Source organism: Cellulomonas fengjieae (assembly GCF_018388465.1).
GTDB lineage: Bacteria > Actinomycetota > Actinomycetes > Actinomycetales > Cellulomonadaceae > Cellulomonas > Cellulomonas fengjieae.
Map to the genome: position 1 here is coordinate 2150799 of NZ_CP074404.1, position 21211 is coordinate 2172009.

The 21211-nt window shown below is 73.0% G+C and carries 17 protein-coding genes; 8 read left to right on the forward strand and 9 right to left on the reverse strand.

All coding sequences use genetic code 11. The annotated features are described in order from the left end of the window. Positions 1–58 precede the first annotated feature (58 nt). From KG102_RS09965 to KG102_RS09975, 3 genes are all read right to left on the reverse strand, one after another. Positions 59–751, reverse strand: a complete 693-nt coding sequence (locus KG102_RS09965; protein ID WP_208214366.1) for an ABC transporter ATP-binding protein — start codon at positions 749–751, stop codon at positions 59–61. Next, positions 748–1629 (reverse strand): peptidoglycan-binding protein, encoded by an 882-nt coding sequence (locus KG102_RS09970; RefSeq protein WP_208289090.1) that lies wholly within the window; start codon positions 1627–1629, stop codon positions 748–750. Before KG102_RS09970 ends, KG102_RS09965 begins: the two co-directional genes overlap by 4 nt. A gap of 152 nt (positions 1630–1781) precedes the next feature. Next, positions 1782–2381: a hypothetical protein gene (locus tag KG102_RS09975; RefSeq protein WP_208289089.1), complete on the reverse strand. Its 600-nt coding sequence runs from the start codon at positions 2379–2381 to the stop codon at positions 1782–1784. Between the two features lie 169 nt (positions 2382–2550). Here KG102_RS09975 and KG102_RS09980 point away from each other — a divergent pair, with 169 nt between their 5' ends. Both KG102_RS09980 and KG102_RS09985 read left to right on the forward strand, forming a co-directional pair. Continuing rightward, on the forward strand, positions 2551–3210 hold the full coding sequence (locus KG102_RS09980; RefSeq protein WP_208289088.1) for a response regulator transcription factor: 660 nt from the start codon (positions 2551–2553) through the stop codon (positions 3208–3210). Between the two features lie 4 nt (positions 3211–3214). Further along, positions 3215–4339 (forward strand): sensor histidine kinase, encoded by a 1125-nt coding sequence (locus KG102_RS09985; RefSeq protein WP_208214370.1) that lies wholly within the window; start codon positions 3215–3217, stop codon positions 4337–4339. A gap of 24 nt (positions 4340–4363) precedes the next feature. Here the strand turns inward: KG102_RS09985 and KG102_RS09990 are convergent, their stop codons facing one another. The 3 genes from KG102_RS09990 to gndA form a co-directional block, all read right to left on the reverse strand. Then, a complete protein-coding gene (locus tag KG102_RS09990) occupies positions 4364–5386 on the reverse strand; it encodes an ALF repeat-containing protein (RefSeq protein WP_208289087.1) in 1023 nt (340 codons plus the stop codon). A gap of 91 nt (positions 5387–5477) precedes the next feature. After that, positions 5478–6734 (reverse strand): carboxylate--amine ligase, encoded by a 1257-nt coding sequence (locus KG102_RS09995; RefSeq protein WP_208214372.1) that lies wholly within the window; start codon positions 6732–6734, stop codon positions 5478–5480. After that, positions 6731–8185, reverse strand: coding sequence for an NADP-dependent phosphogluconate dehydrogenase (gndA, locus tag KG102_RS10000; RefSeq protein ID WP_208214373.1), 1455 nt, complete (start codon positions 8183–8185; stop codon positions 6731–6733). The genes KG102_RS09995 and gndA overlap by 4 nt, the downstream gene beginning before the upstream one ends. A 201-nt stretch (positions 8186–8386) precedes the next feature. On the opposite strand from gndA, the gene KG102_RS10005 reads away from it, so the two are divergent. The 5 genes from KG102_RS10005 (at position 8387) to KG102_RS10025 (ending at position 14465) form a co-directional block, all read left to right on the forward strand. After that, positions 8387–8971, forward strand: a complete 585-nt coding sequence (locus tag KG102_RS10005) for a DUF3000 domain-containing protein (RefSeq protein WP_208214374.1) — start codon at positions 8387–8389, stop codon at positions 8969–8971. A gap of 25 nt (positions 8972–8996) precedes the next feature. Continuing rightward, a complete protein-coding gene (locus tag KG102_RS18985) occupies positions 8997–9566 on the forward strand; it encodes a response regulator transcription factor (RefSeq protein ID WP_307802489.1) in 570 nt (189 codons plus the stop codon). A 221-nt stretch (positions 9567–9787) separates the two neighbouring features. Then, positions 9788–11005 carry an HRDC domain-containing protein gene (locus KG102_RS10015; protein ID WP_243884254.1) on the forward strand — a complete coding sequence of 406 codons (1218 nt, stop codon included), beginning with the start codon at positions 9788–9790 and terminating at the stop codon, positions 11003–11005. Positions 11006–11100: 95 nt separating this feature from the next. Then, complete coding sequence (locus tag KG102_RS10020) at positions 11101–12345, forward strand: thiolase family protein (RefSeq protein WP_208214376.1); 1245 nt, start codon at positions 11101–11103, stop codon at positions 12343–12345. Continuing rightward, positions 12342–14465, forward strand: a complete 2124-nt coding sequence (locus KG102_RS10025) for a 3-hydroxyacyl-CoA dehydrogenase NAD-binding domain-containing protein (RefSeq protein ID WP_208289085.1) — start codon at positions 12342–12344, stop codon at positions 14463–14465. The genes KG102_RS10020 and KG102_RS10025 overlap by 4 nt, the downstream gene beginning before the upstream one ends. Before the next feature lie 4 nt (positions 14466–14469). Here the strand turns inward: KG102_RS10025 and pflA are convergent, their stop codons facing one another. From pflA to dxs, 3 genes are all read right to left on the reverse strand, one after another. Then, on the reverse strand, positions 14470–15333 hold the full coding sequence (pflA, locus tag KG102_RS10030) for a pyruvate formate-lyase-activating protein (protein ID WP_208289084.1): 864 nt from the start codon (positions 15331–15333) through the stop codon (positions 14470–14472). A 7-nt stretch (positions 15334–15340) separates the two neighbouring features. Beyond that, positions 15341–17611, reverse strand: a complete 2271-nt coding sequence (pflB, locus tag KG102_RS10035) for a formate C-acetyltransferase (protein ID WP_208289083.1) — start codon at positions 17609–17611, stop codon at positions 15341–15343. A gap of 79 nt (positions 17612–17690) precedes the next feature. After that, on the reverse strand, positions 17691–19574 hold the full coding sequence (gene dxs / locus KG102_RS10040) for a 1-deoxy-D-xylulose-5-phosphate synthase (protein ID WP_208289082.1): 1884 nt from the start codon (positions 19572–19574) through the stop codon (positions 17691–17693). Positions 19575–19753: 179 nt separating this feature from the next. Between dxs and KG102_RS10045 the strand changes: the two genes are divergently transcribed. Further along, on the forward strand, positions 19754–21208 hold the full coding sequence (locus tag KG102_RS10045) for a GuaB1 family IMP dehydrogenase-related protein (protein WP_208214381.1): 1455 nt from the start codon (positions 19754–19756) through the stop codon (positions 21206–21208). Positions 21209–21211: the final 3 nt, after the last annotated feature.

A 21211-nucleotide genomic window follows, 5' to 3' on the forward strand; every position in this document is an offset into this window, starting at 1 on the left:
CGGACGGTCGGTGTGCGACCGGCCCAGACCGGCGGGCGTGGGTCGACGCGGGTCCCGGTCATGCCGGCACCGCCGGGACGCCGTCGTGCTCGACCCGCCCGTCGCGCATCGCGACGACCCGCGGGAGCCGACCGGCGATTCGCTCGTCGTGCGTGACGACGACGATCGTCGCGCCGTCCGCGTGCAACGAGTCGAGCAGCTCGAGGACCGCCGCGCCGGACGCCTGGTCGAGGTTGCCCGTGGGTTCGTCGGCCAGGAGGATCTGTGGATCGTGCACGAGCGCCCGCGCCACTGCGACGCGCTGGCACTCCCCTCCGGACAGCTCCGTCGGCGTGTGCCGTTGCCGGTCCGCGAGCCCGACCCGCTCCAGGGCGTACCGCGCGCGCTGCAACCGCTCGGGCCGCCGGACGCCCTGGTACAGCAGCCCGTCGGCCACGTTCTCCAGCGCCGACCGGCCGTCAAGCAGGAAGAACTGCTGGAACACGAACCCGAGGCACGCCGCCCGGACCCGGGACAGTGCGGCATCCGACAGCGCGGTCACGTCGTCGCCCCCCAGCCGCACCCGACCGGTGGTCGGGCGGTCGAGCGCGCCCATGACGTGCAGCAGCGTCGACTTGCCCGAGCCCGACGGGCCGACGACCGCCAGGTAGTCACCGTCCTCGACCGTGAGATCGATGCCCTGCAGCACCGTCAGCGCCGCCGAACCACTGCCGTACGTCTTGGTGACGCCTTCCAGGTCGAGGACGCTCACGGCGTCACCACCACCTCGTCGCCCTCGGCGACGTCGTCACCGGAGACCTCGACGGACGTCCCCGCGAACGCGCCGGTCGTCACGGTGACGTACTGCGAGGTGCCGTCGGCGAGCAGCTTCTGCACCCCGTAGCCGCCGTCGGCGAGCGCGACCAGGGCTGTCACCGGCACCGTCAGCACGTCGGTCGCGATGGTCTGGTCGAGGCCGACCTCGACGGGCGTGCCCTCCACCAGGGGGTCGACGAGGACGTCGGCCGGGGTGATCGTGACCCGCAGCTGCGGCTGCTCGTCGACAGTGACGACCGCCGTCGACGTGATCGTGCCGTCCGTCGACGACCCGTCGGGCAGCGTGAGGGACGCGGCCCCGCCGACCGGTGCCAGAGCGGCCTGACTGGTCCTCAGCGCCACCGTGACGAGCCGCCGCGTCGCGCCGACGGAGAGCACCGGCGCACCGGGCTCGACGAGCGCACCGAGATCCACCAGGTGCTCGTCGACGCGCACATCGTGCGGCGTGAACACCACGCCGCCGAGCGGGACGGTACCCGTCCGCGAGAGCCCCAGGGACGTCTGCCACCGTCTCACGGCGGCCGTCGTGACCGAGGTCCACTCCTCGTCGACGGTCAGGTCCAGACCCGTGGTGTGCCCGAGATCGGCGAGCGCCTGCTCGAGCTGGCGGACGTCGACGCCGTCGGTGCAGGACGGACCGAGGTCACGCCACGCCGGGGAAGCCCCCGGCAGGCGGACGACCGGCCGGGCGTCGACGGCGTACACGGGCTGCCCGGTCCCGACCGTCGACCCGACGGGGGCAAGCCACGTCACGGTGCCCGGCACCGGCGTCGCGACCTCGGTCGTGATGCCGTGGTCGACCTCGCCGCTCACCGTGGTCGTCGAGACCAGGTCGCCGCGGGCGACCGACCGGGTCGTCCAGGCTGCCGGCGAGGCAGACGGATCCTCGGTCGCCGAGGGTGCACTGCACGCTCCCAGCGGGACCAGCACCGCCACTGCTAGGCCGGCAGAGCGGCGCAGCATCGTCACCTGTCCTGCCCCTCGGTCGAGCCATCCGGCGTCTCCACCCCTGCTTCGACAAGGCACTCCTGCATGTCCTGCTCGAACTGCGGGTCGTCCGGTGCGGGGGCGCCCTGCGCGCCACGCCGGAACTGCGACTCCACCCGTCCCCCGTCGAACGTCGGGTCCGGCATGTCCCAACCGCGGTCGCGCATGCACTGGGCGTGGTCGAGGAACGACTGCTTCTGCTCCGCGGTCAGCGGTGTCGTCCCGGCACCAGACTCCGCCATCCGCTGCCACGGCTCGCACGCGTCGTCCGCGGCCTCGGCCTGCCCGGGCGTGAGGCCCTCGGCGTCGCCGAGCCGATAGTGGCCGTCGGTCGAGTCGGGCACGTCCACGCCGTGGTCCCGCATGCACTGCGCCCACGCGAGCATCGCGTCCTCGGGGTCGAGGACGGTCGAGGACGCCGACGGCGCCCCGGACGTCGCCCCGCCGGCTCCGGGGAGCAGGGGGCCCGGTGTCGACGTGCACGCGGCGACCGCGCCGAGCAGGAACACGGCCGCGACGACCGGCGCGACGCGCTGGCGTCGACCGGTGGGCGGTGGGGTGGTGGGCAGCGCGCTCATGGTGGTTCCCCTCGTCGAGGTCGGACTGACCCGCCCAGCACATCGCGCGCCCGATTCGGGCAGCGTTGGGTCCGGCTCCGCAGCAGGTGCACGGCTTTACGCTGGCTGAACACGACAGGACCGATGCTGCGCGGACGGCCCCTCGCACGGGCCGGGACGGAGGTGTCCGGTGCGGGTACTGGTGGCCGAGGACGAAGAGGTGATGGCCGACGCCCTGGCCCGCGGCCTGCGCAGGGCCGGGTACGCCGCCGACGTCGCGATGGACGGCGGCACGGCCGTCGAGCTCGCGGCGCTCAACCCGTACGACGTGGTGCTGCTCGACCGCGACCTCCCGGTGGTGCACGGTGACGACGTGTGTCGGGCGCTCCTCGCGTCGGGTTCGACGGCCAGGATCCTCATGCTCACCGCCGCCGGCGGGCTGCAGGAGAAGGTCGACGGGTTCGGTCTCGGCGCGGACGACTACCTGGCCAAGCCGTTCGCCTTCGCGGAGCTCCTCGCCCGCGTGCGCGCCCTCGCTCGCCGCACGGCCCCGGCACAGCCGCCCGTCCTCGAGGTGGCCGGTGTGCGGGTGGACGTGGCGCGGCGCGCTGTCACACGTGACCGTCGGCCGGTCGACCTCACGCTCAAGGAGTACGGGGTCCTCGTCGAGCTGCTGCGCGCGGCCGGTGCCGTGGTGTCGGCCGAGGACCTCCTGGCCCGCGTGTGGGACGAGAACGCCGACCCGTTTACCAACGCCGTCCGGGTCACGATGGTCGGGCTGCGCCGCAAGCTCGGCGATCCCCCGCTCGTCGAGACGCTCCGTGGCGCGGGGTATCGAGTGATGGCGTGATCGCGTGACAAGGTCGCTGAGCGTCCGCTGGCGGCTCACCATCGCCTACACCGTCATCGTCGCGCTGTCCGGCGCGGTGCTGCTCACCCTCGTCTACGGGCTGGTCACCGGCGGCGAGGTGCGCTCCGGCAGCGTGACGACCGAGATGACGCCGGGCGCGGACGACGACGGCCCACCGCCCGTGCCGCCCGAGCTCCGCGACGACGAGCGCACGCACGGGTCAGGCGAGCTCCTCCAGAGCTCGTGGCTCGCCCTGGCCTTCGTCACAGTGGTGTCCGTGGGGATCGGCTGGGTCGTCGCGGGTCGCCTCCTCGCCCCCGTGCACACCATCACGGCGCGCGCGCAGCGCATCTCCGCCGACTCCCTCGACGAACGCATCGCGCTGGGCGGTCCGCGCGACGAGCTGCGCGCCCTGGCGGACACGTTCGACGCCCTGCTCGGCCGCGTGCAGACCACGGTGACGTCGGAGCGGCGCCTGGTGGCCACCATGTCCCACGAGCTCCGCACTCCCCTGGCGAACCAGCAGGCCGCGCTGGATGTCGCGCTCGCCGACCCCAAGGCCGGGCCCGACGAGCTGCGGGCGGCGGCGACGACCGCGCTCGACCAGAGCCGTCGTGCGGCCCGCACCATCGACGCGCTGCTTCTGCTCACCCGCGCGCAGTCGGGCGAGGCCACCGGACTGCCCAGCCCGGTGGATCTGCGAGCGACGGTCGCCGAGGTCGTGGAGCAGGTCCGCTCGCCCGACGACGGCCTCGCGTGGGAGGTCGACCTCGCGCCCGCGACAGTTCCCGGCGAGCCGGACCTGCTGGCGCGCGCTGCCGCGAACCTCGTGGACAACGCCGCGCACCACAACGTGCCGCACGGCCGGGTCGTGGTCCGGCTGACCGTCGAGGAGGGTGTCGCTCGGATGGTCGTCGAGAACACCGGCCCGCTGGTTGCGCCGGGAGCCGCAGAGGATCTCGTCCTGCCGTTCCGGCGGGGGTCAGCTGACCGGACCGCGGGCGGCGGTGGCGTCGGCCTCGGCCTGACCGTGGTGAGCGCCGTCGCGGAGCACCACGGCGGTCAGCTCCTCCTGAAGCCACGACCTGACGGTGGCCTCGTCGCCGAGCTGCTCCTGCCGACGCCGTGAACGTCCCGCGGCCTCTGGAGGGGTTCAGGCCCGACGGCGCCGGCGGGCAACGACGACCAGACCGGCGCCACCGAGGACCGCGGCGGCGGCGAGCATCGCCATGGGCGCCTCGGCGAAGGGCCCCGTGGCGGCGAGCAGAGGGCCAGAGCGCTCGGCGACGGCAGCACGCGGCGCCGCGACCGACGGATCGGCCGGGGCCGCGGGTGCAGCAACAGCATGGGCCGGGGCCGCGGGTGCAGCAACAGCATGGGCCGGGGCCGCGGGTGCAGCAACAGCATGGGCCGGGGCCGCGGGTGCAGCAGCCGCAGCAGCAGCCGCGTCGAGCGCGCGCGCCGTGAACTGGCCGGTGAGCAGGAACTGGCGAAGGTCGGAGGCCGTGCCGGACAGCGCCGCCTGTGCCGCCGCGTCGAGCGCCGGACCGCTGTTGTTCACGCCACCGGTCAGCATCGTGGCGGCGGTCAGCCTGTCGTCGGCGTACTGCGCCTGCGCGAGGCCCGTCGACAGGAACGCGGACACCACCTGAGGGTCATTGCTGGCCAGGGCCGCCTGCGCGCCGGCCCTGACGGCAGGACCGGTCGCCGCGTCGAGCACGCGCGCCACCTCCAGGCGGTCGTCGGCGTACTGCGCGAGCGGCAGTCCGGTCGTGAGGAACTCGGACCACACCCGGGGGTCATTGCTGGCCAGGGCCGCCTGCACGCCGGCCGTCACCGCCGGACCGGTCGCCGCGTCGAGGACGCGCGCCAGCCGTAGGCGCTCGTCAGCGTGCCACGCGGCGAGGTAACCCCCGTCGACGAAGGCCCGCAGCTGCACATCGGTCCCCGCCAACGCATCCGTCGCTGCTCGACCCGTCACCGGGCTGTCGGTGGACGTCGCCAGGAACTCCGCCCATGCCCTGTACTCCGCGTCCGTCGTCCCGCGGAATCCGGCCTCGACGAACGCACGAAGATCCGCGACGGGATCCGCCGCAGCGGCGACCCCCGCACCGAACCCGAGGCCTGTCACGGACAGCGCCAGGGCCACAGCCAACAGACGCAGCAGTCTCCGCACCACACACTCCTCGCCATCCACACGACCGGGCCAAGCCCGCCAGACACTATCGTTCTGGTGCGCTTTTGCGTGGTCTTTCCGGGGAAGAGGGTCAGAATCCGGTCGACGTGACCTCGGGGTAGTAGCGGCGGAACTTGCGCACCTGGTTGACCAGCGCCATCGCGACGTACAGGCGCCGGCGCGGGGACAGGTCGCCCGGGTACGCAAGCGGTCGGGCGACCGCCTTGGCCCTGATCAGCCGGCGCACGCGCGCGGCCAGCCCCCGGTCGCGCACGTAGCGCAGCAGCAGCCTGTGCGGGACGACGGAGTAGAGGATCTCCTTGTCGACGACCACGGGCGGGATGGAGCGCCCCTCGACGGCGTCCTCGACCACGAACCGCATGGGGTTGGCCCCCGCGGCGGTCACGTAGTAGTTGTTCCGGCCGATCCGCGGGTTGACCTCGAAGAACCGGAACTTCCCGGTGCGCGGGTCCACCTTGACGTCGAAGTTGGCGAAGCCCCGGTAGCCGGTCGAGGCCAGGAAGGTCCGCGCCTGCTCCAGCATGGGGTCGTCGCGGTAGGTGATCATCGCGGCCGGGTTGCCCAGGCCCGAGGGCGTGTGCTCCTCGAGGAGCACGTGCGCCGCGCAGAGGAGCGTGATCTCGCCGTGGGTGTCGACGTAGGCGGTGACCGACCGCATCTGGGTGTCGTCGCCGGGCACCAGCTCCTGCACCACGAAGCGACCGCGGAAGCCGGCGTCACGCAGGGCGCCCCACAGCCAGTCCAGCTCCTCGGGCGTGGCGATCTCGAAGACCTTCTTCTTGCCCTCGAACTCGACGTCCTGGTAGTCCGCACTGCTCGCGGCCTTGGCGATCAGCGGGTACTCCAGGTCGACCGCGACGGCCTCCCACGGCTCGGCCGAGCCGAACTCCTGCACGAGGGTGCGCGGCACCGAGATGCCGAGGTCCGTGCAGATCTCCGCGAACGTCGCCTTGTCCGAGATCCGGTCGAGCAGCTGCTCGGACAGGAACGGCACGACGTAGTGCTGCTCGAGCACCGCGCGGTGCTGCACCACGACCCGGACGAGCCAGTCGGAGTTGGCCATGAGCAGCAGCCGGCGGTCGGGCATCGACCGCGCGACGCTGACCAGGCGGTCGACGAGCTGGCGCGGGTCGTGCCCGTCGGCGACGATCTCGTGCCGGACGATGCGCGAGTGCGCGACCGGGCCGAGGGCCGCACCGGCGACGACGACGGACGTGACGCCGTACGCCTCGTGGAACGACCGCGCCAGGGCGTACACGCCGATGTCGGCGCCCAGGATGACGGGCTGCAGCGGGCCCGACCGGGCTCCGGGGCGGACGTCGCTCACGCGTTCTGCTCGGTGCGGTCGCCCGACCAGGTCGTGTGGAACGTCCCGTCCTTGTCGGTGCGCCGGTACGTGTGCGCCCCGAAGAAGTCGCGCTGCGCCTGGATCAGCGCGGCGGGCAGCCGCTCCGCCCGGACGCCGTCGTAGTACGCGAGCGACGACGAGAACGCCGGGGTCGGCACGCCGTGCAGCGCCGCGCCCGCGACGATCCGGCGCCAGGCCTCGACGCCGTTGCCGACGGCGCCGGTGAAGTACTCGTCGGCGAGCAGCAGGGGCAGGTTCGCGTCGCGCTCGTACGCCTCGGTGATGCGGTTGAGGAAGCGCGCCCGGATGATGCAGCCGCCGCGCCAGATGCGCGCCATCGCGCCACGGTCGATGTCCCAGCCGAACTCGGCGCTGGCGGCGGCGATCTGGTCGAAGCCCTGCGAGTACGCGACCACCTTGGAGGCGTACAGCGCGAGCCGCACGTCCTCGATGAACGCGTCGCGGTCGGTGACGTCCCACGCGGTGGTGTGCGCGGGCAGGACGCCCACGGCGGCGGCGCGCTGCGGCACGGAGCCGGACAGCGCGCGCGCGAACGTGGCCTCCGCGATCCCGGTGATCGGCACGCCGAGGTCGAGCCCGTTCTGCACGGTCCAGCGACCGGTGCCCTTCTGCTCGGCCTGGTCGAGCACGATGTCGACAAAGGCGGAGCCGGTCTCCGCGTCGACGTGCTGCAGGACGTCCGCGGTGATCTCGATGAGGAAGGACTCGAGGTCCCCGGTGTTCCAGTCGGCGAAGATCTGCCCGATCTCCGCGGCCGAGGCACCCAGCCCCTGGCGCAGCAGGTCGTACGCCTCCGCGATGAGCTGCATGTCCGCGTACTCGATGCCGTTGTGCACCATCTTGACGAAGTGCCCCGCGCCGTCCGGGCCCACGTAGGTGCAGCAGGGCACCCCGTCGACCTTGGCCGAGATCTTCTCCAGGATCGGGCCGAGCGACTCGTACGACTCCCGGGTGCCGCCGGGCATGATCGACGGTCCGAGCAGTGCACCCTCCTCGCCGCCGGAGACGCCCGAGCCGACGAAGTGCAGCCCCTTCTCCCGCAGCGCCGCCTCCCGGCGGATGGTGTCGGGGAAGTGCGCGTTGCCGGCGTCGACGACGATGTCGCCCTCCTCGAGGAAGGGCACGAGCTCGTTGATGACCGCGTCCGTGGGGCCGCCGGCCTTGACCATGATGACGACCTTGCGCGGCCGCGCGAGCGAGGCGACGAAGTCCTCGACCGACTCCGAGGGCACGAAGGTGCCCTCCTCGCCGTGGTCGGCCACGAGCGACTGGGTCTTGGCGTAGGACCGGTTGTGCACCGCCACGGTGAAACCGTTGCGCGCGAAGTTCCGGGCGAGGTTGCGGCCCATCACCGCCAGCCCCGTGACGCCGATCTGCGCTGTTCCGGTGGCGGTTCCTGAGGCGACCATGCGGGGAGGGCTCCTTCGATCGACGGCCCGGCCGTACCGCCGCCGTGACGGTGTCCTGCGCGTGGTGAGCACGCGCGGGCGCGGGGCGGCTGGGGAGGCGTCCGGGGGTTCTGGGTGCGGCCACAGCCTAGTGCGGAGCGCTCACGTCGGAGTCGGCGTGCCGGAAGCCGAGACGGCACGCCCGTGCGTACGCTCCACAGCGTGACACCCGCTGGTCCGGAGGACGTCCCCGTCGAGTTCGTCAGTGCGCTGCGCTCCCTGCGGCAGGTGACGGTCCGGCCCGAGGTGATCCTCGACGAGGTGCCCGGTCCGGCGCGCATCGCACCGTTCTCGGCGGCCCTCACCGCGGAGGTGCGGACCGCGCGGCGGTCCGTGGCCGCGGCCGAGCTCGCGTCCGGCCGCTTCGTCGTCCTGTACGACCCGGCCGGTCAGGAGGCGTGGGACGGTCACTTCCGCCTCGTCACGCTCGTCCGGGCGACGCTCGAGGCCGAGGTCGGCGCCGATCCCATGCTGGCCGAGGTGGCGTGGACCTGGTTCACGGACGCCCTCGAGGAGTCGGGCCTGGACACCCACGCGGCAGGCGGCACGGTCACCCGGGTCCTGTCGCAGAGCTTCGGTGCGCTCGAGCGCCGCTCCGAGCAGACCGAGCTGGAGATCCGCGCCTCGTGGACCGCCTCCGACGAGGACCTGGGCCCGCACCTGCAGGCCTGGGCCACCCTGCTGTGCACCGCGGCGGGCCTCGAACCGCTCCCCGACGGTGTCGTCGCCCTCGGGCCCAGGCGCTGAGCGCACGGGCCCGGATGCTGCAGCGATGAGCAACCGGTGCACCCTCAAGTCGACCGAGGTGCCTGCCGATGACGCAGGGGTGACGATCGAGCCGCTGCGACGAGACCTTGCCCCGGCGCGACGGCCCGAGCACCGCTCGTCCGCAGCCGGCGCGCGCGTGTCGCCGCCGGCGCCCACCCAGATGTGCGTGGTGGTGACGGAGGTCGCGGACGGCGACGGCGCCCCCCTCGTGCGCAACCTGCGTCGTCGCGGTGCCCCACGCGTCGTGGTCCTCACCCGCCGCGCGAGCCGACCCGAGGTCGGTGTGCTGCTCCAGGGCGGCCTGCGCGGGGTCGTCGCGGGTGCGACCGTCCCCAGCCTGCCGCGCGCGCCGGTCGTCGCGGCGCCGCCGCCGCCGCTGCCCGACCTGACCGCGCGCGAGCTGAGCGTCCTGAAGCTCGTCGCCGACGGCCGCACCAACCGCCTGATCGGCGAGGACCTCGGCCTGTCCGCGCTCACCGTCAAGAGCCACCTGGCACGCATCTCTCGCAAGCTCGGCACAGGTGACCGCGCGGAGCTCGTCGCCATGTCCATCCGCGGCGGCGTGCTGTCCTGAGCGGGCCGCTACGCAGCCGCCGCGGTCGAAGTAGTCGCTGCCCGCGCGGCCTGCACGGGAGCGTCCCCGTCGTCGCTTAACGTGTCCTCATGCGACCCGAGGTGACCCCTGGCGCCCCGGAAGGGGCATCCGCGCCGCCCACCACCCCGGACGGCAGCACCCGCGAGACGTCCGTCGAGACCTCTGTCGAGACCCCCGTCGAGACGACCCCCGAGGTCGTCATGCTCACCGAGCCCGCCGACGGGATCCCGCCCGTCGTCGAGACGCCCGAGGCCCTGGCCGCGGTGGTCGAGGCGTTCGGCGCCGGTACCGGCCCGGTGGCCGTGGACGCCGAGCGCGCGTCGGGCTACCGCTACGGCCAGCGCACCTACCTGGTGCAGCTCCGGCGCGAGGGCGCCGGCACCGCGCTGATCGACCCCATCGCGCTGCCGGACCTGTCGTCGCTGTCGGAGGCGCTGGTCGGCGTGGAGTGGGTGCTGCACGCCGCGTCGCAGGACCTGCCCGGTCTCGCGGAGCAGGGTCTGCGGCCCAGCCGCGTCTTCGACACCGAGCTCGGCGCGCGCCTGCTCGGTCTCGACCGGGTCGGACTGGCGGCGGTCGTCGCCGACGCCCTGGGCCTGGGTCTGGCCAAGGAGCACTCCGCCGTCGACTGGTCGACCCGGCCGCTGCCCAGCGAGTGGCTGCGCTACGCCGCCCTCGACGTCGAGGTGCTCATCGAGCTGCGCGAGGTGCTGGCCGAGCGGTTGGCCGTCGCGGGCAAGGCCGAGTGGGCCGCGCAGGAGTTCGAGGCCGTCCGCACCGCTCCTCCCGCGCCGCCCCGCGTCGAGCCGTGGCGCCGCGTGTCCGGCCTGCACGCCATCCGGGACGCCCGCCGCCTGGCGGTCGTCCGCGAGCTGTGGCTGACGCGCGACCAGAACGCCCGCACGCGGGACATCTCCCCGGGTCGCGTGCTGCCCGACCACGCCATCGTGGCCGCCGCCCAGGCCCTCCCCCGCAGCGTCGGCGCGCTGACCGCGCTGCCCTCGTTCGCCGGCAAGGGCACCCGCCGCCGGGCGGTGCTCTGGCAGCAGGCCATCGACCGCGCGCTCGCCCTGCCCGAGTCGGAGCTGCCGTCGGTCCGGGGGCCCAAGAGCGACGCCCCGCCCCCGCCGCGCGCCTGGGCCGAGAAGGACCCGGCGGCCGCGGCCCGGCTCGTCGCCGCCCGGGAGGTCGTCACCGGCCTGTCGGCCGAGCACGAGGTGCCGGCCGAGAACCTCCTGCAGCCGGATCTGCTGCGTCGACTGTGCTGGACCCCGCCGGCGGTGCTCGACGCGGACGGGATCGCGGAGTTCCTCCGGGCCGGCGGCGCGCGGCCCTGGCAGGTCGAGCTGGTCGCCCAGCGGCTGGCCGCCGCCTTCGCGGCGCTGCCGGGCTCCGGAGCGGATGTTACTCAGGAGTAGCTTGGGCTGGCTCTCCTCGGGGTAGCCGGGTACCGTCGGCCGTCACGGGCCGCTCTCGCGTGCTCGTCGGACACCGCCGTCCCCCTGGAGGCTCGATGCCCACCCCTGCCGCGCGACCCGCACCCCTCGTCCGCCGCGTCGTCTTCGTCGACGGGGTTCGCACCCCGTTCGGCCGGGCGCGCAAGGACGGCCTCTACGCCCACACCCGCGCCGACGACCTGTCGGTCAAGACGATCCGCGAGCTCCTGCGTCGCCATCCCGAGCTCCCCCCGGAGCGCATCGACGAGGTCGCCATCGCGGCGACCACGCAGCAGGGCGACCAGGGGCTGACGCTGGGCCGGACGGTCGGCGTGCTCGCCGGCCTGCCCCGTTCGGTCCCCGGGTACGCCATCGACCGGATGTGCGCGGGAGCGATGACGGCCGTGACCAGCACCGCCGCGGCCATCGGGGTCGGGGCGCAGGACGTCGCCCTCGCCGGCGGCGTCGAGCACATGGGGCACCACCCGATGGGCTTCGACGCGGACCCGAACCCGCGGTTCCTGTCGGAGCGCCTGGTGGCCAACGACGCCCTCAACATGGGCGTCACCGCGGAGAACCTGCACGACAAGTTCCCGGCCCTGACGCGCGAGCGGGCCGACGCCTACGGCGTCGCCAGCCAGGACAAGTACGCCGCGGCGCTTGCCGCCGGCAAGATCGATCCCGACCTGGTCCCGGTCGCGCTGCGCGACCCGGAGCACGGCTGGGGCCTGGCCACCGCGGACGAGCCCCCGCGGCCCGGCACCACCGTCGAGGCCATCGCGAAGCTGGCCACGCCGTTCCGTGCCGGCGGTCGCGTGACCGCCGGGACCGCCGCGCCGCTCACCGACGGTGCCGCCTCCTGCCTGCTCGCGGCCGAGGACACCGCCGCCGAGCTGGGCCTGCCCACGCGCATGCGCATGGTCACGTTCGCGTATGCGGGCGTGGAGCCCGAGATCATGGGCATCGGCCCCGTCCCCGCGACGGTCAAGGCGCTCGAGCGCGCCGGCCTGTCGATCGAGGACATCGGCCTGTTCGAGATCAACGAGGCGTTCGCCGTCCAGGTGCTCGCCTTCCTGGACGCCTTCGGCATCGCCGACGACGACCCCCGCGTCAACCAGTACGGCGGCGCGATCGCCGTCGGGCACCCGCTGGCCTCCTCCGGCGTGCGGCTGATGACGCAGCTCGCCCGCCAGTTCGAGGAGAACCCCGACGTGCGCTTCGGCCTGACCACTATGTGCGTCGGGCTCGGCCAGGGCGGCACCGTCATCTGGGAGAACCCGCACCACGCCGACTACGAGCCTCTCGAGGGGGACGACAAGTGAGCACCGCCAGCACCGACAGCCCCCGCACCGAGCGCGTCAGCCACGCCCTCGTCCGCGACGTCCCGCTGCCCGGTGGCGCCGGGATGCTCGCCCTGATCACCATCGACAACGGCCTGGACCACACCAAGCCGACGACGCTCGGTCCGCAGGGCATCGCGGAGCTGACCGCGACGCTGACCGCCGTGCGCGAGCGCGTCGCGGCCGGCGAGGTCGCGGCCGTCGCGGTCACCGGCAAGCCGTACTTCCTGGCCGCCGGGGCCGACCTGACGCAGCTCGGCTCCGTCCCCGGACGCGAGGGCGCGCTGCTGCTCGGGCAGGGCGGCCACGCGGCCTACGAGCTCCTGCACTCGATGGGCGTCCCCACGTTCGCGTTCGTCAACGGCATCGCGCTGGGCGGCGGCCTCGAGCTGGCGCTGAACTGCGACTACCGGACCGTCGCGTCGGACGTCCGCGCCCTCGCGCTGCCCGAGACCGGGCTGGGCCTCGTGCCCGGCTGGGGTGGCGCGTACGTCGTGCCGCGGCTCGTCGGCGTGGAGAAGGCCCTCGACGTCATCCTCGCGCGCCCCGCGGCGAACAAGCCGTTCGCCGCGGGGGAGGCCACCACGATCGGGCTCATGGACATCGTGCTCGACCCCGCGGACTTCCTCGAGGAGTCCATCCGCTGGGCCGCGGGGGTGGTCACCGGCGAGATCGTCGTCCCCCGGCGCGAGCTCGACCCGGCCGAGCTCTGGGACGGTGCCGTGGCGGCGGCGCGGCAGCGCCTCGACGCGGTCATCCACCGCTCCCGCCCCGCGCCGTACCGCGCGCTCGACCTGGTGGCCGCGGCGCGCACGGCGAGCCGCGAGGAGGCGTTCGCGGCCGAGGACGAGGCGCTCGCCGACCTGATCATGAGCGACGAGATGCGCGCGTCGGTCTACGCGTTCGGTCTGGTCTCTGGGGGCAAGAAGCCCGTCGGCGCACCCGACCGCTCGCTCGCGCAGCCGGTCACCCGGGTGGGCATCGTCGGCGCCGGACTCATGGCCGCACAGATCGCCATGCTGTTCGCGCAGCGGCTGGGCGTCCCCGTCGTCATGCGCGACCTCGACCAGGAGCGGGTCGACAAGGGGCTCGCCGCGGTCCGGTCCTCGGTCGAGCGGCTCACGTCGACCGGCCGGATCAGCGAGCCCGCGGGGGCGCGCCTGCTCGGCTCGATCCACGGCACCACGGACCTCGCCGAGTTCGCCGCGTGCGACCTCGTCATCGAGGCGGTCACCGAGATCCTCGACCTGAAGAAGAAGGTCTTCGCGGAGCTGGAGACGGTGGTCTCGCCCACGACGATCCTCGCGACGAACACGTCGGCGCTGTCGGTGACCGCGATGGCGGCCGACCTGCAGCACCCCGAGCGGGTCGTCGGGCTGCACTTCTTCAACCCCGTCGCGGCGATGCCGCTGGTCGAGGTGGTGCAGGCGGAGCGCACGTCGCTCGAGGCGCTCGCCACCGGGTTCGCCGTGGCGGCCACGCTGCGCAAGACGGCCGTCCTGGTGGCCGACCGGCCCGGCTTCGTCGTCAACCGCCTGCTCGTGCTGCTGCTCGGCGTGATCGTGGACGCGGTCGAGCACGGCACCCCGGTCGAGGTCGCCGACCGCGCGCTGCGTCCGCTCGGCCTCCCGATGCCGCCGTTCGAGCTCTTCGACCTCGTCGGGCCGGCCGTGGGACTGCACGTGCTCACGTCGCTGCGCGAGGCGCTCGGCGACCGGTTCCCGCGCTCCCCCGGACTGGAGAAGCTGGTGGCCGACGGCACGACCGTGGTGCTCCCCGCGAAGGCCAAGGGCCTGCCGAAGCCGGTCGACCCCGCCATCCAGGCGGTGTTCGACAGCTCCCGCGAGGGCGACGGCACCCCGCTCGACGAGGCCGGCGTTCTGGACAGCGTGCTGACCGCCCTCACGGTGGAGGTCGGGCACATGCTCGAGGAGGGGGTCGTCGCGACCCCGCAGCAGATCGACCTGTGCATGATCCTGGGCGCCGGGTGGGGCTTCCACCTGGGCGGCATCACGCCGTACCTGGACCGCACGGGCTACTCCGAGCGCGTCCTGGGCCGTCGGATCCTGCCCGACGGCGTCGCGAACGTGCCGAACCGGTAACCCGTCAGTAGACCGACAGCCCCCGGTCCCGGAACGTCGCGCGCACGCGCTCGACGAGCTCCGGGGCCGGGGGCTGCGTCTCGTCCAGCTCGTAGCGCATTCCCAGCTCGTCCCACTTGTCGCGGCCCATCTGGTGGAACGGGAGCACCTCGACGCGCTCGACCACCGGGCCCATGGCGACGACGTGGTCCGCGACCGCCTCGACGTTCTCCGGCGCGTCCGTCAGGCCGGGCACCAGCACGAACCGGATCCACGTCCGGGTGCCGCTGTCCCGCAGCCGGCGGCCGAAGTCGAGCGTCGGCTGCAGCGCGCGTCCGGTCACGCGGCGGTAGGCGTCCGGCAGGCCGGACTTGATGTCCAGCAGCACCAGGTCGATGTTCTCGAGCATCTCGTCGGAGCACTGTGCGCCGAAGAAGCCCGACGTGTCGACGGTCGTGTGCACGTCCATCGCCTTGGCCCCCCGCAGCAGCCTGGCCAGGTACGCGGGCTGCATCAGCGGCTCGCCACCGGAGACCGTCAGGCCACCACCGGTCGCCTTGAACACGGTGCGGTACCGCGCGACCCGCGCCAGGATCTCGTCGGCCGGCACGTCCGTGCCGCGGCGCATCTGCATCGTGTCGGGGTTGTGGCAGTACAGGCACTGCAACGGGCAGCCGGCCAGGAACACGGTCAACCGCGTCCCGGGCCCGTCCACCGCGGTGACCAGCTCCCAGGAGTGCACGGACCCGACCTCGCCGGCCCGCACGGCCGTCATCCGTGCGGCGTGGTCGAGCTCGACCGAGGCCAGTCCCGCGGTGCCCGAGCGCGACCGGGGCAGGCCCAGGGGCACGGCGGGCATCGCCGTGTCGTGCCCCTGGGCCAGTGTCATCGCCCGCTCACACCTTCGAGTGGAAGGTGCGCGACAGGACGTCCAGCTGCTGCTCGCGGGTGAGCCGCACGAAGTTCACGGCGTAGCCCGACACGCGGATGGTCAGCTGCGGGTAGTCCTCGGGGTGCTCCATGGCGTCCTCGAGGGTCTCGCGGTTGAGCACGTTGATGTTCAGGTGGTAGCCCGACGACATCATGTACGCGTCCATGAGGCCCACCAGGTTGGTCACCTGCTCCTCCGGCGTCCGGCCGAGGCCCGAGGGGATCACCGTCGAGGTCAGCGAGATGCCGTCCTGAGCGTCCAGGTAGGGGATCTTGGCGACCGAGAGCGCCGAGGCGAGCATGCCGTGCGCGTCCCGACCGTTCATCGGGTTGGCACCGGGTGCGAACGGCTGGCCGGCGGCCCGGCCGTCGGGCGTGGAGCCCGTCGACTTGCCGTAGACCACGTTCGACGTGATCGTCAGCACCGACTGGGTGTGCACGGCGTCCCGGTAGGTCGGCGTGCGACGCAGCTTGGTCATGAACGACTTGACCAGCCACACCGCGATCTCGTCGGCGCGGTCGTCGTCGTTCCCGTACGTCGGGTACTCCCCGTCGACCTCGTACTCGGTGACCAGGCCATCGACCGTGCGCACGGGGCGGACGGCCGCGTACTTGATCGCGGACAGGGAGTCGGCGACCACCGACAGGCCGGCGATGCCGCAGGCCATGGTCCGCAGCACGGCACGGTCGTGCAGCGCCATCTCGAGCCGCTCGTACGCGTACTTGTCGTGCATGAAGTGGACGCAGTTCAGGGCGTCCACGTACGTCTGCGCGAGCCAGTCGAGCATCACGTCGAGCTTGGCCGCGACGTCGTCGTAGTCCAGGACGTCACCGGCGACGGCGGGCGCCGAGGGGGCGACCTGCTTGCCGGTGAGCTCGTCGCGCCCGCCGTTGATCGCGTAGAGCAGGGCCTTGGCGAGGTTCACCCGCGCACCGAAGAACTGCATCTGCTGACCGACCCGCATGGGCGAGACGCAGCACGCGATCGCGGCGTCGTCGCCCCACGAGTCGCGGATCAGGTCGTCGGACTCGTACTGCAGCGCCGAGGTGTCGATCGAGACCTTCGTGCAGAACCGCTTGAAGCCCTCCGGCAGGCGGTCGGTCCAGAACACCGTCAGGTTCGGCTCGGGGGCCGGCCCCAGGTTGTAGAGCGTCTGCAGGTAGCGGAAGGACGTCTTGGTGACCAGGGTCCGCCCGTCCTCGCCCATGCCACCGATCGCCTCCGTCACCCAGGTGGGGTCACCGGAGAACAGCTCGTCGTACTCGGGCGTGCGCAGGAACCGCACGATGCGCAGCTTGATGACGAGGTCGTCGATGAGCTCCTGCGCGTCCTGCTCGGTCAGCCGGCCGGCAGCCAGGTCGCGCTGCAGGAAGACGTCGAGGAACGTGGAGGTCCGGCCGAGCGACATCGCCGCACCGTTCTGCTCCTTGACCGCGCCGAGGTAGGCGAAGTACAGCCACTGCACGGCCTCCTTGGCCGTGGAGGCGGGGCCGGAGATGTCGTAGCCGTACGAGGCGGCCATCGTCTTGAGCTCCTGGAGCGCGCGGATCTGCTCCGCGTTCTCCTCGCGGTCGCGGATCACGTTCTCCGACGAGCGCTCCCGGTCCATCTCGGCCCGGTCCTCACGCTTGGCGGCGATCAGGGCGTCGACGCCGTAGAGCGCCACGCGGCGGTAGTCGCCGATGATCCGGCCCCGCCCGTACGCGTCCGGCAGGCCGGTGATGAGGTGGGCGGAGCGGGCGGCGCGGACCGCCGGCGGGTACACGTCGAAGACGCCGTCGTTGTGCGTCTTGCGGTACTTGGTGAAGATCTCGCCGACGATCGGGTCGGGCGCGAACCCGTAGGTCTCGAGCGCCTTCTCGACCATCCGGTAGCCGCCGTTGGGCATGATCGCGCGCTTCAGCGGCGCGTCCGTCTGCAGGCCGACGATGATCTCGTGGTGCCGGTCGATGTAGCCCGGCTCGTGCGACGTGATTGAGGACGGCGTGTGCGGGTCGATGTCGTGGACGCCGCGGGCGCGCTCCGCCGGGAACATCTCCGTGAGCCGAGCCCACATCGCGGTGGTGCGGGGCGTCGGGCCGGCGAGGAAGTCGGCGTCGCCGGTGAACGGCGTGTAGTTGCGCTGGATGAAGTCGCGCACGTCGATCCGGTCCACCCACGGCCCGGCCGCGAAGCCGTCCCAGGCCGGGGCACCGGCGGACTCGTTGCGCTGGTTGGGCAGGGTGCTGGTGGACATCTGTACTCCTCCGACGTGGTCGATACCACGACGTTACAGACGTGGGATGACTTGCACCTGGGACCAAAGCCCCCAGAAATCAGACGGAGCGGTCCAGGGCGGCGAGCACGTCGCGCGCGATGTCCGCGGGCCGCAGCCGCAGCTCGGTCACGAGCTGCTCACGGGTGGCGTGATCGAGGAACGCGCGCGGGATCCCGACGTTGTGCACCACGGTCGAGATGCCCGCCTCCCGTGCCCGCTGCGCCACCAGGGAGCCCAGGCCGCCGTCCACGACGCCGTCCTCGATGGTCACCACGTGGTCGTGGTCGCCCACGAGCTTGGTCAGGGCGCTCGGGACCGGCATGGCCCATCGCGGGTCGACGACCGTCACGCGCAGGTGGTGGGCGGCGAGCACCTCGGCGGTCTCGAGCGCGGTCTGCGCCATGGCGCCGAAGCCGACCAGGAGCACGTGCGGCGCGTCGGCCGGACCGTCGTGACGCGCGAGGACGTCCACGCCGTCGAGGTGGTCGATCGCGGGTACGGGGTCGACCAGCGCACCCTTCGGGTACCGGATCACCGTGGGCGCGTCGTCGACGTCCACGGCGGTCCGCAGCGCCTCCCGCAGCGTCTCCTCGTCGCGCGGCGCGGCGAGGCGCAGGCCCGGGACGACGCCGAGCATCGCCATGTCCCACATGCCGTTGTGGCTCGCACCGTCGCTGCCCGTGAGCCCGGCGCGGTCGAGCACGAACGTGACGCCCGCCTTGTGCAGCGCCACGTCCATGAGCACCTGGTCGAACGCCCGGTTGAGGAAGGTCGCATAGACCGCGACGACCGGGTGCAGTCCGCCGAAGGCCATGCCCGCGGCCGAGGTCGCCGCATGCTGCTCCGCGATGCCGACGTCGAACACCCGCGCGGGGAACTCCGCCGCGAACGGCGCGAGGCCGACGGGCTGGAGCATCGCCGCGGTGACGGCGACGACGTCCGGACGGCGCCGGCCGATCCGGACCAGCTCGTCGGCGAACACGCTGGTCCACTCGAACCGCGACGGCGCGACGGGCAGACCGGTCTCCGGGTGGATCTTGCCGACCGCGTGGAACCGGTCGGCCACGTCCTGCTCGGCGGGGACGTAGCCGCGCCCCTTCTCGGTGATGACGTGCACGATCACCGGACCGCCGAAGGCCTTCGCGTTGCGCAGCGCGCGCTCGACCGCACGCACGTCGTGCCCGTCGACCGGGCCGACGTACTTGATGCCCAGGTCCTCGAACATGCCCTGCGGCACGAGGACGTCCTTGATCCCCTTCTTCATCCCGTGCAGCGCCTCGTACGTGGCACGGCCGGGGAGCCCGGAGCGTCGCAGCGTGCGCTTGCCCCACGAGAGCACGTTCTCGTAGCCGCGCGTGGTGCGCAGCATGTCCAGGTGGTGGGCCAACCCGCCGATGGTCGGCGCGTACGAGCGGCCGTTGTCGTTCACCACGATCACCAGCCGCCGGTCCTGGCCCGCTGCGATGTTGTTCAACGCCTCCCAGGCCATCCCCCCGGTCAGGGCGCCGTCGCCGATCACCGCGACCACGTGCCGGTCGCCGCGGCCCTGCAGCTCGTTGGCCTTGGCGATCCCGTCGGCCCAGCTGAGGGCGGTCGAGGCGTGGGAGTTCTCGACGACGTCGTGCTCGGACTCGGCGCGGCTCGGGTAGCCGGACAGGCCGCCCTTGCTGCGCAGCCGGGAGAAGTCGCGTCGGCCGGTCAGCAGCTTGTGCACGTACGCCTGGTGGCCCGTGTCGAACACCATGGTGTCCAGCGGCGACTCGAAGACCCGGTGCATCGCGATCGTCAGCTCGACGACCCCGAGGTTGGGCCCGAGATGGCCACCCGTGCGGGAGACCTGCTCGACCAGGAACGTGCGGATCTCGCCGGCCAGGTCGTCAGCCTGCTGCGAGGTGAGACGGCGCACGTCGTGCGGTGAGCTGATGCGGTCGAGCTGACCCATGGTGAGCCTCCTCCTCCGGTGCGCGGCGACGATGCCCGCACCGTGCGGACGCCGGAAATCCCTGCCCACACTGTAGGCCGACCTGGCTGAGCACACCTGGTCGCGCAGGTCAGCAGGGTGTGCGGGACCCGTGAAGAGCCGGGCTCGAACCACTAGCATGGCCCGGAAAGGGGACACTCATGCGCTTCCTGCCCGGCCACGCGGCCACCTCGGACCTCACCTACGGAGACGTCTTCCTCGTCCCGTCGCGCTCCGAGATCACCTCCCGCTTCGATGTCGACCTCGCGGCGGCGGACGGCACCGGCACGACCGTCCCGATCGTCGTCGCCAACATGACGGCCGTCGCGGGTCGCCGGATGGCCGAGACCGTCGCCCGGCGCGGCGGCATCACGGTCTTGCCGCAGGACGTGCCGACGGACGTGGTCGCCGAGGTCGTCTCCTCGGTCAAGTCCCGCCACCCCGTGGTCGAGACCGCGGTGGTCGTGAGCTCCCACGACACGGTGCACACCGCGCTGACCCTCATCGGCAAGCGAGCGCACGGCGCTGCGGTCGTGGTCGACGCCGGCAAGCCGGTCGGGGTCGTCACCGAGGCCGACTGCCAGGGAGTCGACCGCTTCACCCAGGTCGAGGAGGTCATGAGCGCCCACCCGACGACGGTGGACCTCGCGATCGTCGAGCAGGGCGGGCTGCGCGGCCTGGAGGCGGCGTTCGAGAAGTTGCACGGGTCGCGCCGCAAGTTCTCTCCCGTGGTCCGCGACGGCGAGCTGGTGGGCGTGCTGACCCAGGTGGGCGCGCTGCGGTCGTCGATCTACCAGCCCGCCCTGGACGCGCGCGGCCGGCTGCGCGTCGCCGCGGCGGTCGGCATCAACGGCGACGTCAAGCAGAAGGCGCTCGAGCTGCTCGAGGCCGGCGTGGACGTGCTGGTGGTGGACACCGCCCACGGCCACCAGCGCAAGATGCTCGACGCGCTCGGCGCGGTCCGGTCGCTCGACCCCCGGGTGCCGGTGGTCGCGGGCAACGTGGTGACCGCCGAGGGCACGCGGGACCTGATCGCCGCGGGCGCGGACATCGTCAAGGTCGGCGTCGGGCCCGGCGCCATGTGCACCACCCGCATGATGACCGCCGTCGGCCGGCCGCAGTTCTCCGCGGTGCTCGAGTGCGCCGCCGAGGCGCGTCGGCTCGGCAAGCACGTGTGGGCCGACGGCGGCGTCCGGCACCCCCGGGACGTCGCCCTGGCGCTCGCCGCCGGTGCGTCGCAGGTCATGGTCGGGTCGTGGTTCGCCGGTACGCACGAGTCGCCGGGCGACATGCACGAGGACGGCAACGGGCGGCTCTACAAGGAGAGCTTCGGGATGGCGTCCGCGCGCGCCGTCGCTGCCCGCACCCGCGGCGGCTCGGCGTTCGAGCGTGCCCGCAAGGCGCTCTACGAGGAGGGGATCTCCTCCTCCCGGATGTACCTCGACCCCCGTCGGCCGGGCGTCGAGGACCTCATCGACCACATCACCGCGGGCGTCCGCTCGGCCGCCACCTACGTCGGCGCCACGTCGCTCGACGAGCTCCACGAGCGTGCCGTCGTCGGCATCCAGTCGGCCGCGGGCTACGAGGAGGGGCGCCCGCTGCCCGACGGGTGGTGACCG

Coding starts and splice junctions, on each gene's coding strand:
- KG102_RS09975 (WP_208289089.1), bottom strand. CDS start 2,381: ATGAGCGCGCTGCCCACCACCCCACCGCCCACCGGTCGACGCCAGCGC.
- gndA (WP_208214373.1), bottom strand. CDS start 8,185: ATGGTCGCCTCAGGAACCGCCACCGGAACAGCGCAGATCGGCGTCACG.
- KG102_RS18985 (WP_307802489.1), top strand. CDS start 8,997: ATGAGCAACCGGTGCACCCTCAAGTCGACCGAGGTGCCTGCCGATGAC.
- KG102_RS10015 (WP_243884254.1), top strand. CDS start 9,788: ATGCTCACCGAGCCCGCCGACGGGATCCCGCCCGTCGTCGAGACGCCC.
- KG102_RS10020 (WP_208214376.1), top strand. CDS start 11,101: ATGCCCACCCCTGCCGCGCGACCCGCACCCCTCGTCCGCCGCGTCGTC.
- pflA (WP_208289084.1), bottom strand. CDS start 15,333: ATGACACTGGCCCAGGGGCACGACACGGCGATGCCCGCCGTGCCCCTG.
- pflB (WP_208289083.1), bottom strand. CDS start 17,611: ATGTCCACCAGCACCCTGCCCAACCAGCGCAACGAGTCCGCCGGTGCC.
- dxs (WP_208289082.1), bottom strand. CDS start 19,574: ATGGGTCAGCTCGACCGCATCAGCTCACCGCACGACGTGCGCCGTCTC.
- KG102_RS10045 (WP_208214381.1), top strand. CDS start 19,754: ATGCGCTTCCTGCCCGGCCACGCGGCCACCTCGGACCTCACCTACGGA.